The organism is Rhizobium sp. P40RR-XXII, from assembly GCF_012641405.1.
Taxonomy (GTDB): domain Bacteria; phylum Pseudomonadota; class Alphaproteobacteria; order Rhizobiales; family Rhizobiaceae; genus Rhizobium.
Window position 1 is genome coordinate 1 of record NZ_JABAII010000031.1, and the last position, 19,842, is coordinate 19,842.

The 19,842-nt window shown below is 57.7% G+C and carries 24 protein-coding genes and 1 pseudogene; 13 read left to right on the forward strand and 12 right to left on the reverse strand.

Annotation, left to right across the window (positions count from 1 at the left end; genetic code table 11):
• From HGP16_RS32400 to HGP16_RS32420, 5 genes are all read left to right on the forward strand, one after another.
• On the forward strand, positions 1–114 hold a 114-nt coding region (locus tag HGP16_RS32400), incomplete at its 5' end, for a winged helix-turn-helix domain-containing protein (RefSeq protein ID WP_205926486.1).
• Positions 98–1,156 carry a sensor histidine kinase gene (locus tag HGP16_RS32405; protein WP_168844038.1) on the forward strand — a complete coding sequence of 353 codons (1,059 nt, stop codon included), beginning with the start codon at positions 98–100 and terminating at the stop codon, positions 1,154–1,156. The genes HGP16_RS32400 and HGP16_RS32405, both read left to right, overlap by 17 nt.
• Positions 1,157–1,284: 128 nt before the next feature.
• Positions 1,285–2,001, forward strand: coding sequence for an MgtC/SapB family protein (locus HGP16_RS32410; protein ID WP_168844075.1), 717 nt, complete (start codon positions 1,285–1,287; stop codon positions 1,999–2,001).
• 69 nt (positions 2,002–2,070) lie between these two features.
• Positions 2,071–2,616, forward strand: a complete 546-nt coding sequence (locus HGP16_RS32415) for a BON domain-containing protein (RefSeq protein ID WP_168844039.1) — start codon at positions 2,071–2,073, stop codon at positions 2,614–2,616.
• Between the two features lie 14 nt (positions 2,617–2,630).
• Complete coding sequence (locus HGP16_RS32420) at positions 2,631–2,774, forward strand: hypothetical protein (protein WP_168844040.1); 144 nt, start codon at positions 2,631–2,633, stop codon at positions 2,772–2,774.
• Positions 2,775–2,784: 10 nt separating this feature from the next.
• Here HGP16_RS32420 and HGP16_RS32425 read toward each other — a convergent pair whose 3' ends face one another.
• Positions 2,785–3,228, reverse strand: coding sequence for a hypothetical protein (locus HGP16_RS32425; protein WP_168844041.1), 444 nt, complete (start codon positions 3,226–3,228; stop codon positions 2,785–2,787).
• Positions 3,229–3,607: 379 nt separating this feature from the next.
• Between HGP16_RS32425 and HGP16_RS32430 the strand changes: the two genes are divergently transcribed.
• On the forward strand, positions 3,608–3,814 hold the full coding sequence (locus HGP16_RS32430) for a hypothetical protein (RefSeq protein WP_168844042.1): 207 nt from the start codon (positions 3,608–3,610) through the stop codon (positions 3,812–3,814).
• A gap of 243 nt (positions 3,815–4,057) precedes the next feature.
• Here HGP16_RS32430 and HGP16_RS32435 read toward each other — a convergent pair whose 3' ends face one another.
• Positions 4,058–4,294, reverse strand: coding sequence for a DUF2934 domain-containing protein (locus HGP16_RS32435; RefSeq protein ID WP_168844043.1), 237 nt, complete (start codon positions 4,292–4,294; stop codon positions 4,058–4,060).
• Between the two features lie 141 nt (positions 4,295–4,435).
• On the opposite strand from HGP16_RS32435, the gene HGP16_RS32440 reads away from it, so the two are divergent.
• The 3 genes from HGP16_RS32440 to HGP16_RS32450 all read left to right on the forward strand — a co-directional run bounded on the left by HGP16_RS32440 (position 4,436) and on the right by HGP16_RS32450 (position 5,394).
• Positions 4,436–4,897 carry a YbhB/YbcL family Raf kinase inhibitor-like protein gene (locus tag HGP16_RS32440; protein WP_168844044.1) on the forward strand — a complete coding sequence of 154 codons (462 nt, stop codon included), beginning with the start codon at positions 4,436–4,438 and terminating at the stop codon, positions 4,895–4,897.
• A 99-nt stretch (positions 4,898–4,996) separates the two neighbouring features.
• A complete protein-coding gene (locus tag HGP16_RS32445) occupies positions 4,997–5,167 on the forward strand; it encodes a hypothetical protein (protein WP_168844045.1) in 171 nt (56 codons plus the stop codon).
• Positions 5,168–5,205: 38 nt separating this feature from the next.
• A complete protein-coding gene (locus tag HGP16_RS32450; protein ID WP_149635360.1) occupies positions 5,206–5,394 on the forward strand; it encodes a DUF3008 family protein in 189 nt (62 codons plus the stop codon).
• A 39-nt stretch (positions 5,395–5,433) separates the two neighbouring features.
• On the opposite strand, the gene HGP16_RS32455 is transcribed toward HGP16_RS32450, so the two are convergent.
• From HGP16_RS32455 to HGP16_RS32500, 10 genes and pseudogenes are all read right to left on the reverse strand, one after another.
• Positions 5,434–7,809 carry a phosphoketolase gene (locus HGP16_RS32455; protein ID WP_168844046.1) on the reverse strand — a complete coding sequence of 792 codons (2,376 nt, stop codon included), beginning with the start codon at positions 7,807–7,809 and terminating at the stop codon, positions 5,434–5,436.
• 19 nt (positions 7,810–7,828) lie between these two features.
• Positions 7,829–9,001, reverse strand: coding sequence for an acetate/propionate family kinase (locus tag HGP16_RS32460; protein WP_168844047.1), 1,173 nt, complete (start codon positions 8,999–9,001; stop codon positions 7,829–7,831).
• Positions 9,002–9,235: 234 nt separating this feature from the next.
• Positions 9,236–9,649, reverse strand: a complete 414-nt coding sequence (locus HGP16_RS32465; RefSeq protein WP_168844048.1) for a curlin — start codon at positions 9,647–9,649, stop codon at positions 9,236–9,238.
• A 173-nt stretch (positions 9,650–9,822) separates the two neighbouring features.
• The gene (gene csgH / locus HGP16_RS32470) at positions 9,823–10,221 is read right to left on the reverse strand and encodes a curli-like amyloid fiber formation chaperone CsgH (protein WP_168844049.1); all 399 of its coding nucleotides are present in this window, start codon (positions 10,219–10,221) and stop codon (positions 9,823–9,825) included.
• A 64-nt stretch (positions 10,222–10,285) separates the two neighbouring features.
• A complete protein-coding gene (locus HGP16_RS32475; RefSeq protein WP_168844050.1) occupies positions 10,286–10,723 on the reverse strand; it encodes a curlin in 438 nt (145 codons plus the stop codon).
• 243 nt (positions 10,724–10,966) lie between these two features.
• Complete coding sequence (locus HGP16_RS32480) at positions 10,967–11,968, reverse strand: glycosyltransferase (RefSeq protein ID WP_168844051.1); 1,002 nt, start codon at positions 11,966–11,968, stop codon at positions 10,967–10,969.
• 6 nt (positions 11,969–11,974) lie between these two features.
• Positions 11,975–12,675, reverse strand: a pseudogene (locus HGP16_RS34875) (polysaccharide deacetylase family protein).
• A gap of 1 nt (position 12,676) precedes the next feature.
• Positions 12,677–13,429: a glycosyltransferase family 25 protein gene (locus HGP16_RS32490; RefSeq protein WP_246703641.1), complete on the reverse strand. Its 753-nt coding sequence runs from the start codon at positions 13,427–13,429 to the stop codon at positions 12,677–12,679.
• 1,124 nt (positions 13,430–14,553) lie between these two features.
• Positions 14,554–15,942, reverse strand: coding sequence for a hypothetical protein (locus HGP16_RS32495; protein ID WP_168844053.1), 1,389 nt, complete (start codon positions 15,940–15,942; stop codon positions 14,554–14,556).
• Positions 15,943–16,542: 600 nt separating this feature from the next.
• Positions 16,543–17,022, reverse strand: coding sequence for a hypothetical protein (locus HGP16_RS32500; protein ID WP_168844054.1), 480 nt, complete (start codon positions 17,020–17,022; stop codon positions 16,543–16,545).
• 46 nt (positions 17,023–17,068) lie between these two features.
• Here HGP16_RS32500 and HGP16_RS32505 point away from each other — a divergent pair, with 46 nt between their 5' ends.
• The 4 genes from HGP16_RS32505 to HGP16_RS32520 all read left to right on the forward strand — a co-directional run bounded on the left by HGP16_RS32505 (position 17,069) and on the right by HGP16_RS32520 (position 19,834).
• On the forward strand, positions 17,069–17,578 hold the full coding sequence (locus tag HGP16_RS32505) for a PepSY domain-containing protein (RefSeq protein WP_168844055.1): 510 nt from the start codon (positions 17,069–17,071) through the stop codon (positions 17,576–17,578).
• 2 nt (positions 17,579–17,580) lie between these two features.
• The gene (locus HGP16_RS32510; RefSeq protein ID WP_168844056.1) at positions 17,581–18,246 is read left to right on the forward strand and encodes a response regulator transcription factor; all 666 of its coding nucleotides are present in this window, start codon (positions 17,581–17,583) and stop codon (positions 18,244–18,246) included.
• Positions 18,243–19,598 carry a sensor histidine kinase KdpD gene (locus tag HGP16_RS32515; RefSeq protein ID WP_168844057.1) on the forward strand — a complete coding sequence of 452 codons (1,356 nt, stop codon included), beginning with the start codon at positions 18,243–18,245 and terminating at the stop codon, positions 19,596–19,598. The genes HGP16_RS32510 and HGP16_RS32515 overlap by 4 nt, the downstream gene beginning before the upstream one ends.
• 86 nt (positions 19,599–19,684) lie before the next feature.
• Positions 19,685–19,834, forward strand: a complete 150-nt coding sequence (locus tag HGP16_RS32520; RefSeq protein WP_168844058.1) for a hypothetical protein — start codon at positions 19,685–19,687, stop codon at positions 19,832–19,834.
• Positions 19,835–19,842: the final 8 nt, after the last annotated feature.

Consider the following 19,842-nt stretch of genomic DNA (forward strand, 5'->3'; position numbering starts at 1 on the left):
CGAACCGTCGACAGCCATATGAGCAAGCTGCGCAAGAAGTTGGATGCCGCCGGCGTCGGCGATCTCCTCAACGGCGTCAGGGGAGTAGGATACCGCCTTGGCGATTTCGGTTAGCAACAGCCTCAATCGGCAGATCATCTGGTCGACGACGATCGTCGCCTTCGTCGCCCTGTCGGTCATGTTCTTCGGATTCCTGATTTATGGCTGGCTCTACGACTGGCTTTTCAATAATTCCGGATATTCCGACGACTGGGCAATGAGCGATTTCGTCGTCCTAGGCATCAATGTGGCGATCGGTCAGGCGGTCGGCGCCTATGTTGGATGGCGGCTTGCCAGCCGCCTCGTAAAGCCCTTGACGGCGGTGACGGAGGCGGCCCGCCTCATCGCGGACGGAGACTTTGCCGGCCGTGCGACCGGCGAAGGTAGTTTCGGCGAGACGGATCGGCTGATCAACGACTTCAATCGCATGGCGGAGCAGCTGCAGAAGGCGGAAAAGGAGCTGCAATATTCGAATTCGGCCATCGCGCATGAGCTGCGCACGCCTTTGACGATCCTGCGAGGCCGCGTGCAGGGGCTGGCAGATGGCCTATTTGAGCCTAGCCAGGAGGTGTTTCGCGGACTGATCGGACATATCGATGCCTTGACCCGTATCGTCGACGATCTGAGGACGCTTTCGCTGATGAATGCCGGGCGCATGGAACTGCAGCAGTCGCGTTTCGATGTCGCGGAGGAAATAGGCTATATCCTCGACTCCGTTTCGCCGACGCTCGCCAGCGCAGGCATCGAAATCGATGCCGATTTGCGGAGCATCGTGGTGAAGGCTGATCGGGCGCGCATCCGCCAGGCCGTGCTTGCACTCCTCGACAACGTCGCGCGCTACGCTCCCAGGTCGCAATTGCGCCTGGCCTCGCAAACGGTTGAGAACCTGTGCGTCATCATGATCTCGGACAACGGACCGGGCATGACGACCGCTGAGAGCGAGCGGGCATTCGAGCGTTTCTGGAGGGCGGACGACGCCAGGACGAGACGGGGTGGGGGATCCGGCCTTGGTCTTGCCGTCGTCAAGGCCATAGCCGAGGCGCATGGCGGCCACGCCACGATCGACAGCCGCAAGGGCGGAGGCACGACGATCGTTCTTACGATCCCGCACTGTTAAACGTTGGCGATTGGCATTCGCCGTCTTCCGATGAGCGGTACCGCGGAACGAAAAGCCAGCAGCGCGGTTCTCACGTGAGAGAAACTGTCCCAGCGAGTCTTCCGCCGGAGAATGCCGTGCTAAATCTGATGGATGATATGCCCCTCGATCCCAGCTGGCTCGATATCCTCGTTCGGCTCGCATTGGTGACGGCTGCCGGTGCCTTGGTCGGCATCAACCGCGAGGTTGGCGGTCATGCCGCTGGATTTCGCACGACGATCCTGGTGGGATTGGCGGCCTGCCTGACGATGATCCAGGCCAATCTCCTGCTGTCGACATTGGGTAAGACACCGCAGTCATTCGCTTCCATGGATGTGCTGCGCTTTCCTCTCGGTGTGCTGACCGGAGTCGGCTTCATCGGCGGCGGCGCCATTCTCAAGCGCGGGGATCTGGTGACCGGCGTGACGACGGCGGCGACCCTGTGGATCATGACAGCGATCGGCCTATGCATTGGCGGCGGACAATTGGTCGTCGGTTTGGCCGGCGCCGTCATCGCCTTTATCGTGCTATCGCCCCTCAAATGGTTCGACAAGCGGATACCGCGCCGGCAAAAGGCGCGGTTCGTGATCGAGCTTCCGCGCGACGCCGGTGTTGCGGTCACCGACATGCAAACGGCGCTCGAGCCGCGCGGATATGCCTTTGCCTTTCTTGCCAAGACGATGGGGCCGATGGAGGCCACCGCGCATATTTCCTATGAGGTGCGATGGAGGCAGGCGGGATTGGATGCCGGCGGCGCGCAACTGCTCACCTCTCTCCAGGAGTATCACAAGATCGTATCCTTCGAGATGCTGACGACAGGTACGTGACCATCGACATCAAGATCGGAACATTCCCCGACGACAAAGGTTTTTCCCTATCAAACATGGGAGAAAACGATGACCGAGATCAAGAATAGGAAAACGGCGAGGGATCCGCCGGATCGCGCCGATATTCGCACCCTGCAGGCGCTCGATCAGGCGGCCGGCGGCTCCGGAGACGTCACGCCAGGTCCCGCGATAGGAGCATCGGCGGCGCAGGATATCCCGCCGCAGCCGGGTACGGACGATGCGCGCTGCGAGGATTCGGCCGAATGCGATCGGCGCCGCAAACAGGAGGTCGATGAAATTTTCTTCAGGATCTCCGATGTGCAGTCCGGCTCCCGATCGCAGCCGCTCGACGATTTGGTGACGGAGGAAGGCGCGTCTTCGGCACAGAAACAGGAAAGGGCCGATGCCGAAATTCGCGCGGAAATCTTAGGCAGATTGAAAGCGGATGGGCTGCTCGATGCGGCGGGTATTTTCGTAACCGTAAGCCGCGGTCGCGTCATCATTGAGGGATCCGTCGAAAATCACGAAGCCAAGCAGCGCGCGGAAGCGATCTCCCGGCAGGCGGCCGGCATCGTCGGCCACGACAGCAACCTTGCCGTTCGCAAGGCGCGATAGATGGAAACGTCGAGATGCGTATGTTGTTGATTGTTGTCTTCGGCCTGATGATCGCATCGGTATTGGCCATTCTCGTCATCAAGCCATTTACCGCCGGCAACAGCCGGGATTCGACCGTGACCAGTGGGCCGATCGAACAGCCGGAGCCGAAGCCGTAAGGATGCAGCCTCATTTGCTGGGCTGTTGACTGTTCTGCTGGCCATTTTGCGGATCACCCGGCTTGATGACAAGGGTATTGCCGACCTTTGGTGCAGGCTTTTCCATTTGACTATCGCCGACGGCCGGCGGCTTGAGAACGCCGCCGCAGTCCGCCAGCTTCTGACTTGGATTGCTGTCCGGTGCCGGAGTTGCCTGCGCGTCGCCTGTCTGCTTGTTTTCGGTCTGTCGATTGGTGTCCGCAGCCTGGCATCGGTCGTCGTTCGGCGTTTGTTGTGCAAATGCGAAAGTCGAGGAAACGGCAACCGCTATTGCCGCCGTCAGCAGGAGGCGGCGGCATTTGGGCAGGGTCCAGCTGTTCAAATGGCGCGGCCAATCGAACCTGCGTTGAAACGATCGTGCCGAAGTCGATGATGTAGCCGTCGGCGACACTGCGTTGGTGATTTTCTTTGCCATTGTTCACCTCGATGACCGTATGGAGTTCTCGTGGCGAAAAACGTTTCCGATTGGGGTCGTCGTCCATCGCGATCGGAGCCAGCCGACTTGAGGTCCATCGATCTCCCATAGCCGGGAAGCCAGATGCCGGGAAGGCTGCGGATCGGATGGGTGGGAAGCTCGCCTGCCGTTTCGTTGGCTATGGAGAGAAAGCGGAAAAATCTCCATATTCTTCAGCACCATCGCGTCCGCTTGGCACGATCTGCAGCCTCATAAGGGTAACGTCCGGCTATGCGCATTGTTCCCGCCGATGCCGGCTGGATGCGGCGTCGCGGGATGGAACCATCTCGCAGCGCTGAGGTTAGGCCGCTATGGCATTTGCAATGAACGGAGGCTTACAATGGCATCTGAGGAACCAAAGAAGCCGCTATCCGCGACCGAGGCCCGTCAGGGCGTGCGCGGCGTGCATCTTTTCGCCATGTTGGTCACTGCGCTGGTGCTGGCTGCAATCGTGTGGGCTGGCGTTGAACTATGGGGCCATTACATCGAGCCGAATAAATCGGAGAACGCGGCACCGACGATAAGCTCCTCCGGCGGGCAGCCGTAGGGCGGCACGATCAACAATACTCCGCCTGCCGGACAAGCGGCCCAGCCCGCGCCAACCGACCGGTCGGAAAGCAATCAGCAGGGCACCAAGAGCACGCAGGCCCAGCCGAGCCGTGACGGAACTCAGAATTAGGAGAGAAATGTGCGAAGCAGCCATGATGCGCTTTGCATCCGGCCAACCAAAACCAGCCGGGCGGATGCACGCCCGGAAATTGTCTCTGCGAGAATTCCTTGCATATAGAAACTATCCGACGTTACGGTCCTTCGGAGAGGCATCATTCTCGGCTTCGAGCGTTGCAACTTTCCGCCGAAGCCTTATTAGCACGTCTTCACCATCGGTGGATGCTCGTGTTCGCTCCATAATCTCACGCTCCGCGGCCGCTTGTTCCCAGTGGAGGTGGCTGCATCCCCAGGGGCGCCCCGTGGCCTCCCAGATGGCGTAAGCCCGCTTGCTGATCCATTCGAACCGTTCATCCGTCATTCTTTCTCCTCCATTTTTGGATGCACCGAACCGCGATTGAGCATGAATGTTCCGCACGGGGAACAATAATGGTGCTGATGGGTTGCACCTTATGTTCAGAACTTCACAATCGCATGAATTCACAACAGAAAGGAGCACCTGATGGCTTTGACGTTGATCAGCAAGGCCTTTGCTGAAGACGAGCCTATGCCGACCAAATACGCGCTGGAAGGCGAGAATTTATTCCCTCCGCTCTCCTGGGGCGGCGCTCCCGATAAAACCCAGAGCTTTGCCCTGATCGTCGAGGATCCGGATGCGCCAAGCGGCACGTTTTGCCATTGCGGCATCGCCAACATTCCGGCGGACTGGACCGGGCTGGCCGAAAGCGTCGATACGATGCAGGAGCAGGCGCTGCGCTTTTACAGGAACGATTTCGGCAATGCCCGCTATGATGGTCCGCGGCCGCCGCGCGGCGACCCCCCTCATCGCTATATTTTTCGGCTCGCCGCCCTTGACGTGCCGAGGGTGACGCTTCCGGATGCCGTCGGGGCGGAGGCAATGTGGCAGAAGGTGAAGAAACATACGCTGGCAGAGGCAAGCCTCATCGGCACCTATCAATCATAGGCCACGCTCTGCCGGCCAGCGCGACCGGCGTTTCAGCGCCGGCCGCACCCGGTACGAGATGAATGGCCGCCGAAATCAGGCGCCCGCTGGATGGTTGCGATGAGCGGAAAAGATCAAGGCGATTCGGACAAGGACGAACCGCGCACCTTCGCGGCCGAGGATGTTCGCCAGGGCGAGATCATCCTGAAACGGCGTTGGCAGCGCGTCATATTCATCGGCGGCCTCGCCGCGGTGGTGCTGGTCATCCTGCTGGTGCGCTTCGCCGGTTAGGCAAACGAGATCGAAAACAAGTCGAAGGAGGGCTCATCATGCCCGCAAAGTCGAAATCGCAACAAATGGCAGCCGGTGCGGCGCTCGCCGCCAAACGCGGCGAGAGGAAAAAGAGCGAGCTGAAGGGTGCATCGAAGAGCATGGTCGACTCCATGAGCGAAAAGGAACTTCGCGACATGGCATCGACCAAGCGAAAGGGAAAACCGGAGCACGCGGCCAAGTCCTGACGGTCCGGTGATGGCCTGAAACGCTGACCCGTTTCAGCCCTATCGTTTCCATCGCCAGTCCCGAACTTCCGGCATGTCCTCGCCATGACGCCGGACATAGTCGTGGTGCTCGACGAGCTTTGCCTTCAGGTCTTCCACGACCTCCGGAACTTTTTCGGCCAGACCCGGTACGCGGCTGATTGCTTCAAGAGCAAGATGATAGCGATCCAGCTCGTTCAGCACGGTCATGTCGAAGGGCGTGGTCGTCGTGCCTTCCTCAATGAACCCGCGCACATGGATGTTTTCGTGATTGGTTCGTCGGTAGGTCAGCCGGTGGATCAGATAGGAATAGCCGTGATAGGCGAAAATGACAGGTTTGTCCGTGGTGAAGATCCGGTCGAATGCCTGATGCTCGAGGCCGTGCGGATGCTGCTCCGGATCCTGCAGGGCCAGAAGATCGACCACGTTGACCGTGCGGATTTTCAAGTCCGGGATCGCCGCATGCAACAGCATGACGGCGGCAAGCGTCTCCATGGTCGGGACATCGCCGGCACAGGCCATGACCAGGTCGGGAGCGATGGTATCGTTCTCGTAGCTTGCCCAATCCCAGATGCCGACGCCGGCCTTACAATGGGCGATCGCCTCGTCCATGCTCAGCCACTGGGATTCCGGCTGCTTGCCGGCGACGATGACGTTGATCCGGTCGTATGTCCGCAGGCAATGATCGCCGACCCATAGCAGCGTATTGGCATCCGGCGGCAGATAGATGCGTACAATGTCCGCTTTCTTGTTGGCGACGAGATCGACGAAGCCGGGATCCTGATGGGAAAAGCCGTTGTGATCCTGGCGCCAGACATGCGACGTCAACAGGTAGTTCAGCGACGAGATCGGCTTGCGCCATGGCAGTTCGCGCGAGACCTTCAGCCACTTGGCATGCTGGTTGAACATGGAATCGACGATATGGATGAAGGCCTCGTAGCACGAGAAGAGCCCGTGCCGGCCGGTCAGCAGATATCCTTCCAGCCAGCCCTGGCAGAGATGTTCGCTCAGAACCTCCATCACCCGGCCATCCGGGGCGAGATGGACGTCATAATCTTCGATCGGCTCCATCCAGACGCGATCGGTGGCTTCGAAGACGCTGCCGAGGCGGTTCGATTCCGTCTCGTCAGGCCCGAAGATGCGAAAATTCTGCTTGACATCATTGAGCTTCAGCATGTCGCGCAGGTAGTGGCCGAGTATCTCCGTCGATTGCACCTGCTTGCTGCCGCGCTCGCCGATCTCGACAGCGTAATCCTCGATGGAGGGAGCCAGAAGTTCCTTGCGGAGCAGGCCGCCATTGGCGTGAGGGTTGGCGCCCATACGTCTTTCACCTTGTGGTGCCTGCGTCTGCAACTCGGTCTTCAGCCGCCCATCGCGGTCGAAGAGGTCGTCCGGATCGTAGCTGCGCATCCAGTCTTCCAGGATCTTGCGATGGCCCTCGTCGCCGCGGCAATTGGCGACGGGCACCTGATGCGCCCGCCAGAAGCCTTCGACCTTCTTGCCGTCGACCTCCTTTGGTCCCGTCCAGCCCTTCGGGCTGCGCAGGACGATCATCGGCCAGCGCGGCATCCCTTCCGAGGATGCTTTTTCGCGTGCGTTCCTCTGTACGCCGCGGATGCGATCGAACGCCTGATCGAATGTGGCGGCCATCGCCTGATGCATGGCAGCCGGCTCGTGCCCCTCGACGAAAAACGGCTCGTAGCCATAGCCGGAGAACAGGTTTCTGAGATCATCATCGCTTGCCCGGCCGAGGACCGTCGGATTGGCGATCTTGTAGCCGTTGAGATGAAGGATGGGCAGCACTGCGCCATCCCGCGCCGGATTGAGGAATTTGTTGGAATGCCAGCTTGCCGCCAGCGGCCCGGTTTCGGCTTCGCCATCGCCGACAACACAGGCAACGACGAGGTCGGGATTGTCGAAAGCGGCGCCGAAGGCATGCACGAGCGCATAGCCGAGCTCGCCGCCCTCGTGGATGGAGCCCGGTGTCTCGGGTGCCGCATGGCTCGGAATGCCGCCGGGGAAGGAAAATTGCTTGAACAGCTTTCGCATCCCGTCCGTCGTCTCGGCGATATCTGGATAAATCTCGCTATAGGTGCCTTCGAGATAGGTGTTGGCGACCATGCCGGGGCCGCCGTGACCCGGTCCGCATATGTAGATGATGTCGAGATCGCGCGCCTTGATGATGCGGTTCAGATGAGCATAGATGAAGTTCAGTCCGGGCGTCGTGCCCCAGTGGCCGAGCAGCCTCGGCTTGATGTGCTCGGGCCTCAGCGGCTCGCGCAGCAGCGGATTGTCCATCAGATAGATCTGGCCGACCGATAGATAGTTGGCGGCCCGCCAGTAGCGGTCGATCAGAGAGAGTTCTTCGGGCGAAAGCGGCGTGGTGACTGCAGTCATTTCCGTCTCCTCGTCTTCGTCACGCGATAAGGGCTAAGGCCTCGTCGGCGATGACCTGTTCCTCGTCGGTCGGGATCACGAACAGTTTTACCCGGCTGGAGGCCGCGCTGATCGATGTCGAATTGCGCCGGTTCACGTCGTCATCGATCTCGATACCCAGCCATTGCAACCTCCGTGCGACGTGGGTCCTGATCTGCGGCTGGTTTTCGCCGATGCCGGCGGTGAAGACGAGAGCGTCGAGCCCGCCGATCGTCGCGCACAGCCGGCCGACTTCGCCCGATATGCGCAGGCAGAACAGCTCTATGGCCTCAGCCGCTTCCGGGCTGTCGTCTTCGAGCAGAACACGCGTGTCGCCGCTGATGCCGGAAACACCAAGCAGGCCGCATTCACGGTAGAGAAAGTCTTCGATCCGTTCCGGTTGCCACATCCCGTCCCTCATCAGATAGAGCAGTGCGCCCGGGTCGAGCCAGCCGGGACGTGTCGCCATCGGGATTCCGTCCAGGGCCGAAAACCCCATGCTGGTGTCGCGGCTGATGCCGTTTTCCATCGCGCACAGGCTGGCGCCGCTGCCGAGATGGCATGCGATGACCTTGCCCCCGGCGGTTGCCGGATCGATCTTGCGAAGCTGCGAGGCGATGTATTTGTAGGAAAGGCCGTGGAAGCCGTAGCGGCGCACGCCCTCATCATGCATGCCGCGCGGGATTGCCAGCCGTCGGACCAGGTCTGATTGCGACGAGTGGAAGGCTGTGTCGAACGAAGCGACTTGCCGCACCTCCGGTCGAAGCTTTTCGATAGACCGGATGACACGGAGCGCCTGCGGCTGATGCAGCGGAGCAAGGGGAACGAGTTTCTCGATCCGGCCGATCGCGGCACCGTCGAGCAGCGTCGCCTCGCGAAACGTCAAGCCGCCATGGACGACGCGGTGGGCGACCGCGCGCAGCCTGCCTGGAAGGTGAGCGAGCATATGGTCCAGGGTTTCGGCGACGACGGAGACGAAGTTTGCATCGTTATCGCCCTTGACCGACCTCTCGTATTTATCGTCTCCGATGGAATAGCGAAGCATCAGCGGAGCTTGATCGAAGTCGATCTTGCCGCGGCCGACATTGCGCGCCTGCGTGCCCGCCAGCTCGAAGATCCCGATTTTCAAGGTCGAGGATCCGGCATTGAACGTCAGCAAGACATCGTCGGTCATGTCAACCTCGAATGAAGGGTGTCGACTACCGCTAGTTAGGGCATTTGCGCCCGGAAGCAACCGGGCATGTAGCCGCAGATCTGATCGGGCAAAGGCTTCGGGAACCAAGCCGAGGCCGGACGGTTCGGATCATAGTCAATTCGACAATCATTCGGCAAATGTCCGCCGATGTAAGAAGGCACAAGATGGAAACCTACCGGCGATATCGCAAGAACGAGGTTCCGCCGGGCTCCATTACCAGCCATAGCTGAAGGTAGCGCCACTGCCGTTATCCCCATCCTGCACTACGTCGGTTTCGGTATTTCGCCCATACTGGAAAATGCCATAGGCATTGTTGTTGCCGTTCTGCCGCAAGGTTGCGGAATGACCGTTGCCCCGTTGCTGGATGAAGCCGAGGTTGCCACGGCCAGCCTGAGCGATACCAGCCGCGTTACCCCGGCCCAGCTGCCGGATGTCGGCGTCCTTCAGGCCGCGATAGAGCGAATAGACCCGCAGCCCGGTTGAGAAAAGACCCGCATCCTCGGCATTATCAGGCGCGAGGTTGAACGAGATCCGGCCGCCGGCATAGGCCGGCACAGACGAGGCGACCTGCCCCAGGCTCGCGGCAACAAGCGTTACGGTAAGGATCTTAAACACGTTGCGGGGCATCTTGCTCTCCATTTGCCGGCTTTCTTAGCCGATGATCAACTTTCGCATCTTTAAGCTGAACCCATTCGGAATTGCCCGTTCAGTTGCCGTTCAGTCGTTGCGGCCTGATCGAAAGCAAAAGGGCGCCAGAAACCGGCGCCCTTTTAAAGAGATCTACAGAGTGTGGGGGCCGTTCAGTTGCCGTCGATCTGCTTCGTGCAGCTGAAACGCTTATCTCCGATCACGATATCGAGTGTCGCCTTGTATCCGGTTCCCTTGGCGTCGAGCGAGACGGAGCTGAGGGTTGCCGCATGTCCCGCCGTTGCATCAAAATCGCCACCCTGGTTGATCGTGGAGCTACCGCCGTCTCCTGATTTCTCGACATGGAAGGTGTAGGTCCCGCCGACGTGCTTGTCGGCGTGGACGAGCGCATCCAGTCTCACCATACCTGCCCCAGGCGTTGCTTTGATTTCGCAAAGCTGCGCCTCGTCGGATTGGTTGGCAGTCGTCACCGCCGCAACCGCGCCGACAGGAAGCAGGACCAGCGCGAGAATCGCCACCAGGCGGCGTTGATGTTTGAGGCTATTTGGCATGGATCATCTCCCTAATGGCCTGCTGTTGCGATCTTAACCTCATTTTGCGTCATCGCGCGGCCGCTTACGGGCAGGCCTGGACGAAGGCCGCGACATTGCCATTGCCGCCCTGGCTGACATTGGCGCTGCAGCCATGACCGACCTGGACCCCAGCCGCGATGTTGCCATTGCCGTCCTGGGTAAGGATGGTCGTGTGGTTGGAGCCAAACTGGCCGATGCCGGCCACGTTGCGGTCGCCGTTCTGATAGGTGGCGCCATAGTTGTCATTGCCTTGCTGGCCGACAGCCGAAAGGTTATGACGACCATATTGATGGCCGACAATCCGGTTGTAGCCGCCGTTCTGGTAGGTTCTGATCCGGTTTCCGTACCCTTCCTGCGCGCCACCGGCAGAATTCGACCAGCCATATTGTTCGATACGCACATCGTTGGCCATGGCGGGAGCTGCGGCGGTGAGGCCAGCGAGAGCGACGAGTGCGGTTGCAATGAAAGACGTGCGGATCATGACTGTATCTCCTCAGGCGGATAGGACCGCGGTTGAACGTCTTTCTTCTAGATGCCCTCGTTGGAACGGAAGCTGAAGGCACCATTCAGTCGCGGTTCATTCGCAGACACCGGTGCCGGCTTCTCGGATGTCGGCGCATTTGGCTGTTTCCACAAGAAACGATAAGCGAGACCATGTGGACCAAAAGGTCGCGTTTGATGGAGGTATGAAGTTACTCATCGATGAGCTGACATACTGCGGCAGTTAAGAACCGTTGGTCGTCCGATAATGCGGCGATGCAAACCCGAGACGACCCCGGAGCAACCCAACTATGCTTCCCAAGCACGCTGCCGCGCGCACCAATGTCCTGCCCCCCGTCAATGGAGCGGCGAGAATACAGTAGCATAGCGTCCATACTCGGCCTAAAATCGAAGCGAACATTTGCAGCGATCCCGTCTTCGAGCCATTGCTTTTTCGTCTCTCAATCAAAATGCTGCTGTGATCCCGGGAACGCCTGTAATGGTAATGGAGTGTCAAGCGCTCGACAGGAACCGTCTCGTAAGCGATCGCATGGGGAGTCCACGTCGTATAAGCGCCGAGCTTCAAGGCATCGGTCCACAATTGCCAATCCTCGCCACCTGCCAGGCCAAGCGCATTGTCGAAACGAAGGCCAGTGCGGCGAAAGAACTCAAGCTTTCCCATCCAGCTGCCGGTTGCCAGCTTAATGTGCTTGGCTTCGCCCCTGTCGAGGAGACGAATGGACCTCGCTTCGCTGTTGCGATTCATTCTGTTCATTCCGGACCAAACCATCCTGTTCCATGGGGAGGCGTCGACCGGCGGCGGTGTGAACCTGACCGGTGACGCGACGATATCGAAGTCTTGAGCGTCTCGCGCGGCGAGCAGTTGCTCAAGCCAGTCTTCCGCGACTATTTCGTCATCGTCGGCAAAGGTCAGCATGTCGCCACCCAACGCAAGTGCAGTCTCAAGGACGCGATTGCGAGCGAAGGCGATCCCGAGCTGCGTCTCGAGCTCGTATTGAACGGTCGAGTTTGGCACTTGCGCTCGAAAATGCTCGATAGCTTGACTTAACGAAGCGGTTTCATTGTTCTCGACGACGATAAAATGGAGACGAATTCCATCAGGCACATTCAGCCTGCTATAGGATTTCAGAAGATTTGAAAGCATTTGTGGCCTTGCACGAGTGACCGTCCCTACGCAAATCGTTCTCTCGCGACTACCTGCCGTATAGAGATGAGATAACTTCATCGGGATCTAACGGAGCGCACATTTGCCCAGGACGTTAAGCCAGCTATCCACTTGGCGAACCGTCTGTCGTGGTAGCCACAGCATGTCATCCTTCGGTAAGATTCTCCCGCTAAAGGTCGTGGTCGCGCTGACATAGCTAGCCTGCTCAACGATATATCTGACCAGTTCAGACACGGCGCCGTACGGATAGGAGAGGCTGTCGACCGAAGTTCCCAACATGTCTTCGAGCTTACAACGAGCAAGGGTGATTGCCGTCTTGCCTCGGTAGTCGAGACCTCCGTCAGCGCGATATGATCAAGACTATGGGCGCCGACTTCCTGGCCCATTTGCATCCATTCCAGTATCTCTTCTTTCGACATGCATCGCGAGTATGGAGCCCCAACTGGCGAGTCCCAAATATTGAATCCGCTAACTTGGCTCGCGACAAAGTAGCTTGTCGCTGTAAATTGCAATTCTTGAAGGATTGGTAGAGCATGCGTGTGAACGCTCCGAAAGCCATTGTCAAAAGTGATGCCAAAGACTCTGCCCGACTTTTCTCCGCGCAAATAGGGCTGGAGATCACGCAGGGACAATCCGGTAAATCCCAGTCTCTTCAATCGTCGCATCTGGATGCGAAAATTGCTCGGGGAAACGGTCCGATAGCGGAGGTAGATGCCTTGCTCAGCGGGGTCAGCGATCTGGCTGTATCTCAAAATCGATATCGGCATGCTATCTTGCCGCAACATTGGAGGACGGTATGCGACGTTTACCGGCCAATCGAGCGAGCCGTTTGATCCTACCGCGATAAAGCGGACGCAAGATCTCGTGGATGCATTTTTGCAAAAGCGGCTTGCGTCGTTTGAGCGTGCTCCCGCCCAATGCGCCGGAAATCTCGTGAATGGCATGGGGCTTGATCGACTTCGGTACGACGCCCGTCAACCAAAACATCTGCAAGAACACATCGACCGGCCGATCCACTTGCTCGGTTGCCTTGAGCAACTTGATCGCCGCGCCGCGCGTGATCAGCTGCGCTCCCATTCCAAGTCCTGGGCAGGTGGGTTCGATCAAGGCAAAGTTGCCGGTTTTGGCGATCTGGCGGCCGCTCTCACGACCTCTACGCATTGGGAACCGTATAAGATCGTCCGAACCTATATGAGCGAGCGCCAGCGCGAGGCTCCTGTAAAAGCCGTTATCAAGCTCGATATCATCTTCCATGACGAAAGCGATATCGATGTTTTGATCGACCATCGTCTGCCATGCTTTTCGGTGCGAAAGGAAGCAACCAATTTCGGCATTGGTAAGCTCGAAAGGATAGAAAGGCTGATGCAAGCGTCGCTGATAGAACCCTCGCCGCTCCCGCTTGAAGAGTAGGCGACCGTCGACAGCAGGCAAGATCGATGTGGGAAAAGGAAGAAGTCTCAACAACCTTTCGGCGTGCTGCTGCCGCTGTTTGACACGCAGCAGGTGGATGATGAAGCCCATTGTGGATAGATTATCCTGGCGCCTAAATTGGGAGGAGAAACTAAGCTGAGATTCTTCGCAACCAGTATGGGGAGTTTGCCGTACAGGAACCGCTTGTTTGCTGGCCGGGCGGGAGTTGTTGTCGTGTTTCAAGATCTTCCCTTCCTCATTCAGTAATGCCTTGTGGAGAAAGGTAGAGCACCGCAATATCCAGATTGTGTGGAGAGTGAACTGACAGTTGGTGCAAAAATCGACCATGCGGCCGACTCCGCAAGACGGGCTTCGGATTACCAGCACGCTCCAGGCGGATGCACCGACTATCCTGAATAAGACGATCTGCTTGAGAGCGATTTGGGCGGCATCTTGAATCGGCGGCGCGTGGCACTTGCCCACCCCAGCCGACGACGATGAGACCACTCTGTTTTCGTAGCCATCGGCGAAAGCTCTTGGAGCCTTAAGCACTCACGCTCCAATAATCTTGCTGGGAAGCCGACTGCCCACTGGATTTTATCTATTTCGATTTCACCATCGCCAGAAACTGCGCTTCTAACGAGCTACTGCCCGATTGCTTTCGGTATATCCAAGAAAAATGCCCATATACCGAAGCAGGCAATTTTCTCGCGATCGCGCATGCCGATCTGCGCCTTGGTGACCCGGCGCATCTTTATTGAGATGTTGCGCCTTTCTTCCAGGCGCAACAACATTGGCATGTAGATATAATTTGTTTCGCTACTTCGTCTTACCCTTCGCCGTCGAGTTCTGCCTCTTCAAAAGCGACGGGTCCCTTTGGGTTTCCGTTTTTGAGGTGGGACTGTTCAAGGCTTTGACGTTTTCTTTCGCATTTCCAGTGCTCGAGGTACTGGAGCCTGCATGCGCCGAAACCGACGCGAGAGCGAAGATGACTGCGGAAATGGCGAGAGTCGCTATGGTGACACCTCTCGATGATGCAGGTTCCATCGAAATGGCGTTGCGAACGCGCTGAGAAACCATGGCATGATGATGGTATGCGATCCCTGAGGCTTGTGCTCGTCCGAGCAGTTCATTGCCAAAGCCCGGCAGCAAGGCACTGTTCATCGGGACCAGCAGTTGTCAGAACCGTCCGGGCATGTTGTGGAGCCCGTCACGTCGACCTCCGGCTCTATCTGTTACCGAGGAACTTGGCCGGCTTTTCGGAGCTGATCAGAATAGCTGTCACTTTCCTGTGATGAGACGTCCCCTTTCTCTAGCCTATCTCCCGATAGGTCGGCCGCGTCATCTCGATCATTGCTGGGGATGACTTCCTCTTCGTCTTCCTTATGCTGCTGCTCTGCACTATCCAGAAATTCCTCGCGTCTTTGTGGCATATCCATATCCGGTGCCTGATCATTCGACGGCTCAATTGCCTCATTCGATTGAGCTGAATTGTGATTCAGCTCGACAGTGGCCGGCCTAGCCTCATCCATATTCAATATGGCACTACCATTTTCTTGTTGCGGCAACTCCTGCACCATAAAGATAGCATCATCTGGCGTGGCGGGAATATTGCTATCGGCCAAGCTTTCCTCGGGCAGGGCTTCATATTCAATGCGCGTCTCGTTCGTCATATTGTAGATCGTCTGGTAGGTAATATCCTGGCTGATTTCGATCTGATTTATTTCTACCAGTGGACCTTCAACAATGGTTGGCTCGTTATACCATACGAAATTTTGACCCGCATAATAGCCATCATAGTATCCATCCCAATAGGAATGCCAGACTTCGAATTCCGGGTGGATCGGCTCGAAGTAAACATGATAGGTCGGATAGTAAGTTCGTGTGGTATAGGCGAATGCATCGAAAGATCCAGACACTATTGTGAGCGTAAGCAGCATGCTCTGATAGGTCCGGTAATCGTCAGGGCGGTCATCGTAATAGGCGAGGTCCTGCCTCAGTCGTACGACCTCCCGTCGAAGTGCCGCATTGCTGGCAACCTGATCCTCCAATGACGCTACGCGCTTTTCGAGAAGACTCACCCTTTTACGCAGAACTCGAACTTCATCCTTGCTCACAGCTCTGGTTTCATTCGCCGGCTTTGAGAGAATATATCGGGAGGCGTAACTCTTCCATGCCGCATTCAGATAGCGCATGCCTTGCGCTGCCTGCTTGTTTTGCGAGACCGTCAAAGCGTATCGCGTTTGCAGGTCGCCTATCGCCTTTGACAGGCCGCCTGTAGCGTCAGCGATCGCTTTGCCGTTAGGGGTCGCAAGCGCACCCTCCAATCGCTCTGTTGCACGTGCCGCGAAGGTAACAGCCTCGAGAACACTGGCAGTGCTTCGGTGCCGCGTGCCGGAAGCGTCCTTATAGCTCCGGGCGATCATGCCGAGCGAGACACGCATGTCGGACAGCAACCCTTGAGCATTCCGTTTGGTCGGAGAAGCGGCAGCTGAGGGAGATGCGAAGGTCACTTGAGCAGCAAAGACCGTTGCGACAATCGGTATCGAACTCGCTGCATGCCCAGAGATCGCAAGCATCAAACTGCCTGACATCATTTTTTTCAATATTGCGTTTATGCACATCTCAAAGAATCCTTATTTTGCATTCCCGTGCGCGCGGAGTTCATTCCAGCGTCTGACCGAGAAATTGTCGCGGTGTTTTTGGAGCGGATTTTTGGTGAAGAAGACGACTGAGAGTTCACAAATGGCTCCAAGCCCGTAGGTGGAGTGGAGGGTAGCGTCTGGCCGCAATACCCCGCCAGACATTGCTATACTCTCGGCCTTCCAGGGCGACTTGGACTTTGGAAACGAAGTCCGCGTGTTTAGTGGTTTCGGGCAGCAGATTTATTAAGTTAGCCCGCACGCACATTCTTTCCGGGAGCTATCGCAGCTTGATGCGCGCAATTGTCAATTCTCCGGGCACCGAAATCACCAACATGGATGCTATCGAACAGATACGAATGAACCATCGCGGCAAGCTGGCTTCTCCATGTCCGTGTTTCAATCTCGGCTCACGAGCCTGCAATCGGAGTATTTCGCATTTTGACAATGCAGCTCAAAAGGTCCGCTTGCATGTGTCGGTCGAAGGATCGATATCGACAAAATGACGGCAAGTAACGCAGCCACATATATGAGGGCTGGCGCGAGGCGAAACAGGATTTGCATTTTGCATTCTCACGATAGTTATCGAATGTCGAAGAGACATATGTTTGGGAAACCAGGATCAACGCCAATTTGAGGACGGCGGTCCACCTGCTGGGTTGTCAGGAAGCCATTGAGCAGGCGCGGATTGATGGTTGCTGTCCCGCCTCTTTGCTCTGGCATGGTGACGAATGGCAGGCTCGAGGGTGTCTGAACATCCCAGATGGCCCACATGTGTGCGTCGATCGAATGATCAACATCAACAAAACGATAGTCAATAACGCACCTAGATAGATGAGAACCGGCATAAAGCGAAACATGGTTTGCATGGCACATTCCTACGGTTGTGATCGAACGTCGAAGGGACGTAACTTCGCGCGCGGTCACTACAAGTTGGCAGCGGTCGCAGACACCGTGTCCTTGCTTCCGTCCGTCTTGTTTTGCCTCAATAGCGATTGGTATATTCCATAGTGCCTGAAAATCCCGTGAGGGCGTTGTCAGTGAATTGTCAGCTTCGCTCATCTAAGCTATTTGCTGGAGCGGCTCGGATGACTTGAGGAGAAAATGTGTGCCTTTTCGGTCCCCAAGAGCCTTCGCATGGTTCACGGCAGTTGCTCTTGCATTGCAGCTACCGGTACTGGTGCACGCACAGGAAGCAGTTAATGGCTCGCTGGATGTCGGCTACGTCGAAATCGCAGATGCCGGTGAATCGGAGGGCTCTTCAGACCAAGGGACCGGTGCCACAGCATCAAACTCGGATGCGAGCGATGGAGATGCGGATTCAGATGATTCTGAGGACGACCAGCCGTCTGGTCGGGAAGAATCCGGGCGAAACGATGCCGGCGCGGAACTTGACGGACCGAATGGCGCTCTGAAAGCCGTCCAAGCCGATCAGGCCCTTCCGCTGGAGGGTATCGTTGCAATCGCCCGACACCTGACCGATGGACAGATCATTGACACGCGGCTGCGCCCTGTGAAGGGTGTTCTCCAGTATGAGTTGAAGGTGCTCGAGACCAACAACGAAGTTCGGCGCTATTCTTTCAATGCCCGCACAGGCAAACTCATAAGAGTGAGGTAAACATGCGGATACTCGTTGCGGAAGATGATCGCCGCATCGCCGAGTCGCTTGGCACGGCGCTATCGAGCGCCGGCTTCGTCACGGAATATGCCAGGGACGGAGAAGATGCCTGGTTCCGAGGAGACACCGAAACATTCGATGCCGTAATCCTCGATCTCGGCCTTCCGATGCTGGATGGTTTGACGATCCTCAAGCGATGGCGCCGTGCCGGACGCAACGTTCCCGTGTTGATTCTCACCGCGCGTGGGCAATGGGACGAGCGGGTGGAGGGAATTGAGTCGGGCGCCGACGACTACGTGGTAAAGCCTTTCCGGATGGAAGAAGTCGTGGCGCGTATCCGCGCGATCGTGCGAAGAGCAGGTGGCTTTGCATCATCGCAGATCGAAATCGGCGAGCTTGTCCTCGACACGCGGATGAGACAGCTATCGCGTGCGGGCGTTCCGATCGTACTTACACCACAGGAATACCGGCTGCTCGCCTTCATGGCGCATCAGGGCGGCCGCGTCGTCTCGCAACTTGAGATAGCCGAACATCTTTATACCCAGGACTTCGAAGGCGGTTCGAACGCCGTCGAAGTGCTCATCGGCCGTCTGCGGAAACGACTGGGCGCCGATATCATCGAGACGCGCCGCGGTTTTGGGTACATTCTCGGTGGGAATGATCGTTGAGAATTCGGTCCTTACGGGTTCGACTGATATTGGGAGCCGGCGTCTGGATCGCCGTGGCGCTGGTGCTGGCCGGCGTCGCTATCGGCTACCTGTTCACGAAGAGCGTCGAACGTGGCGCTTCCGCTGATCTGTCGGCAACGATGTCGCGCCTTGTCGCTTTGATCAATGCAGACGCGCGCGACACGGCGCCAGTGCTGACGGGGTCCTTGCCTGATCCACGCTACGATACGCCAATCAGCGGTCTCTATTGGCAGATCACGGATCTGGGCACGCAGCAGATGATCCGCTCACGCTCGCTTTGGGACCATGTCCTCAAGCTCGAGACGCCGAACGAAGGCGGGCAGCTCTCCACTGTTCAAGGCCCTGTGGGGCAATCATTGCTTGCCTTTTCCTTAACGGCGCGCTTTGCGAAAGCCAAAAACGAGCGCCGTTTCCAGGTCATCGTAGCCCAGGACCGGTCAATCCTCGATGAGGCGATCACCCGTTTTGGGCGGGAATTGGCCGTGGCGCTCCTGATCCTCGGTGTCGTCCTAGTCCTTGCTGCCATTCTGCAGGTACGGTTCGGCCTGTCGCCATTCAGGAAGCTGCGTCAGGATATTGAAGGCATCCGCAAGGGCGCCGCGTCTTCAATCGATGCCACCTATCCCCTGGAAGTGGTTCCCGTCGTCAGCGAAGTAAACGCGTTGCTGGCCCTGCAGCAGAAATCAATGGACTTTGCACGAGCGCGTGCGTCAGATCTTGCGCACGGGCTGAAAACGCCACTCGCGGTGCTTGGTACGATCGCTTACGAACTCGAAGACGGCGGTGACAAGCGCAGTGCTGCCACGATCATTGAGCTGACGAACGAGATGCGCGGTCGCATCGATTATCAGTTGCGTCTCGTCCGGCTGCGTCAGCGCATCCGGATGCACGCTCTCAGTGCGTCCTTGAGCAACATTGTCCCGCGCGCGATCGCCGTATTGAAGAAAACGCGTACCAGCGAGCAAGTCGACTGGGTAGTCAACATTATCGATGGTCTAAACGTCGATATCGACGCAAATGATCTGATCGAGCTTGTCGGCGTGATATTGGAGAATGCGGCGCAATGGGCAGACTCAATGATTAGCGTGCAGGCCAAGAAAGACGCGACAGTCGTCGAGCTGCGAATATCCGACGATGGACCGGGCATTCAATCGGCCGATCTTCGTTCGATCGGACGGCGTGGCGGACGCTTCGACGAGACAAGCCCTGGCACCGGCCTCGGCCTAGCGATTGCCTGCGAAATCGTCTCGCTCAACAACGGAACGATCGCTTTCGAACGATCCCAATATGGAGGGCTTGAGGTGACCATTCGCTTGCCCGTCGCTGGTTGACGAACCTGCGCCATTTGCACGAGTGGACGGGATTTAGTCGCCGGTGAACTGCCCCAAGATTTCGATTTTGATCTCTAAGTGCTGAGATGGACAAGAAATATCTGGACGCTGAAGGCGAAGGACGAGCTGAGAATTCAGCAGCCTATTTCGCTCTTGCTCGTTTGATGTCGGCGCTTTCACTCGCAAACGAAGCAGCAAGGCTCGCGCCGACTGCGCCGGCACCGATGATGATGTAGCGTGTCAT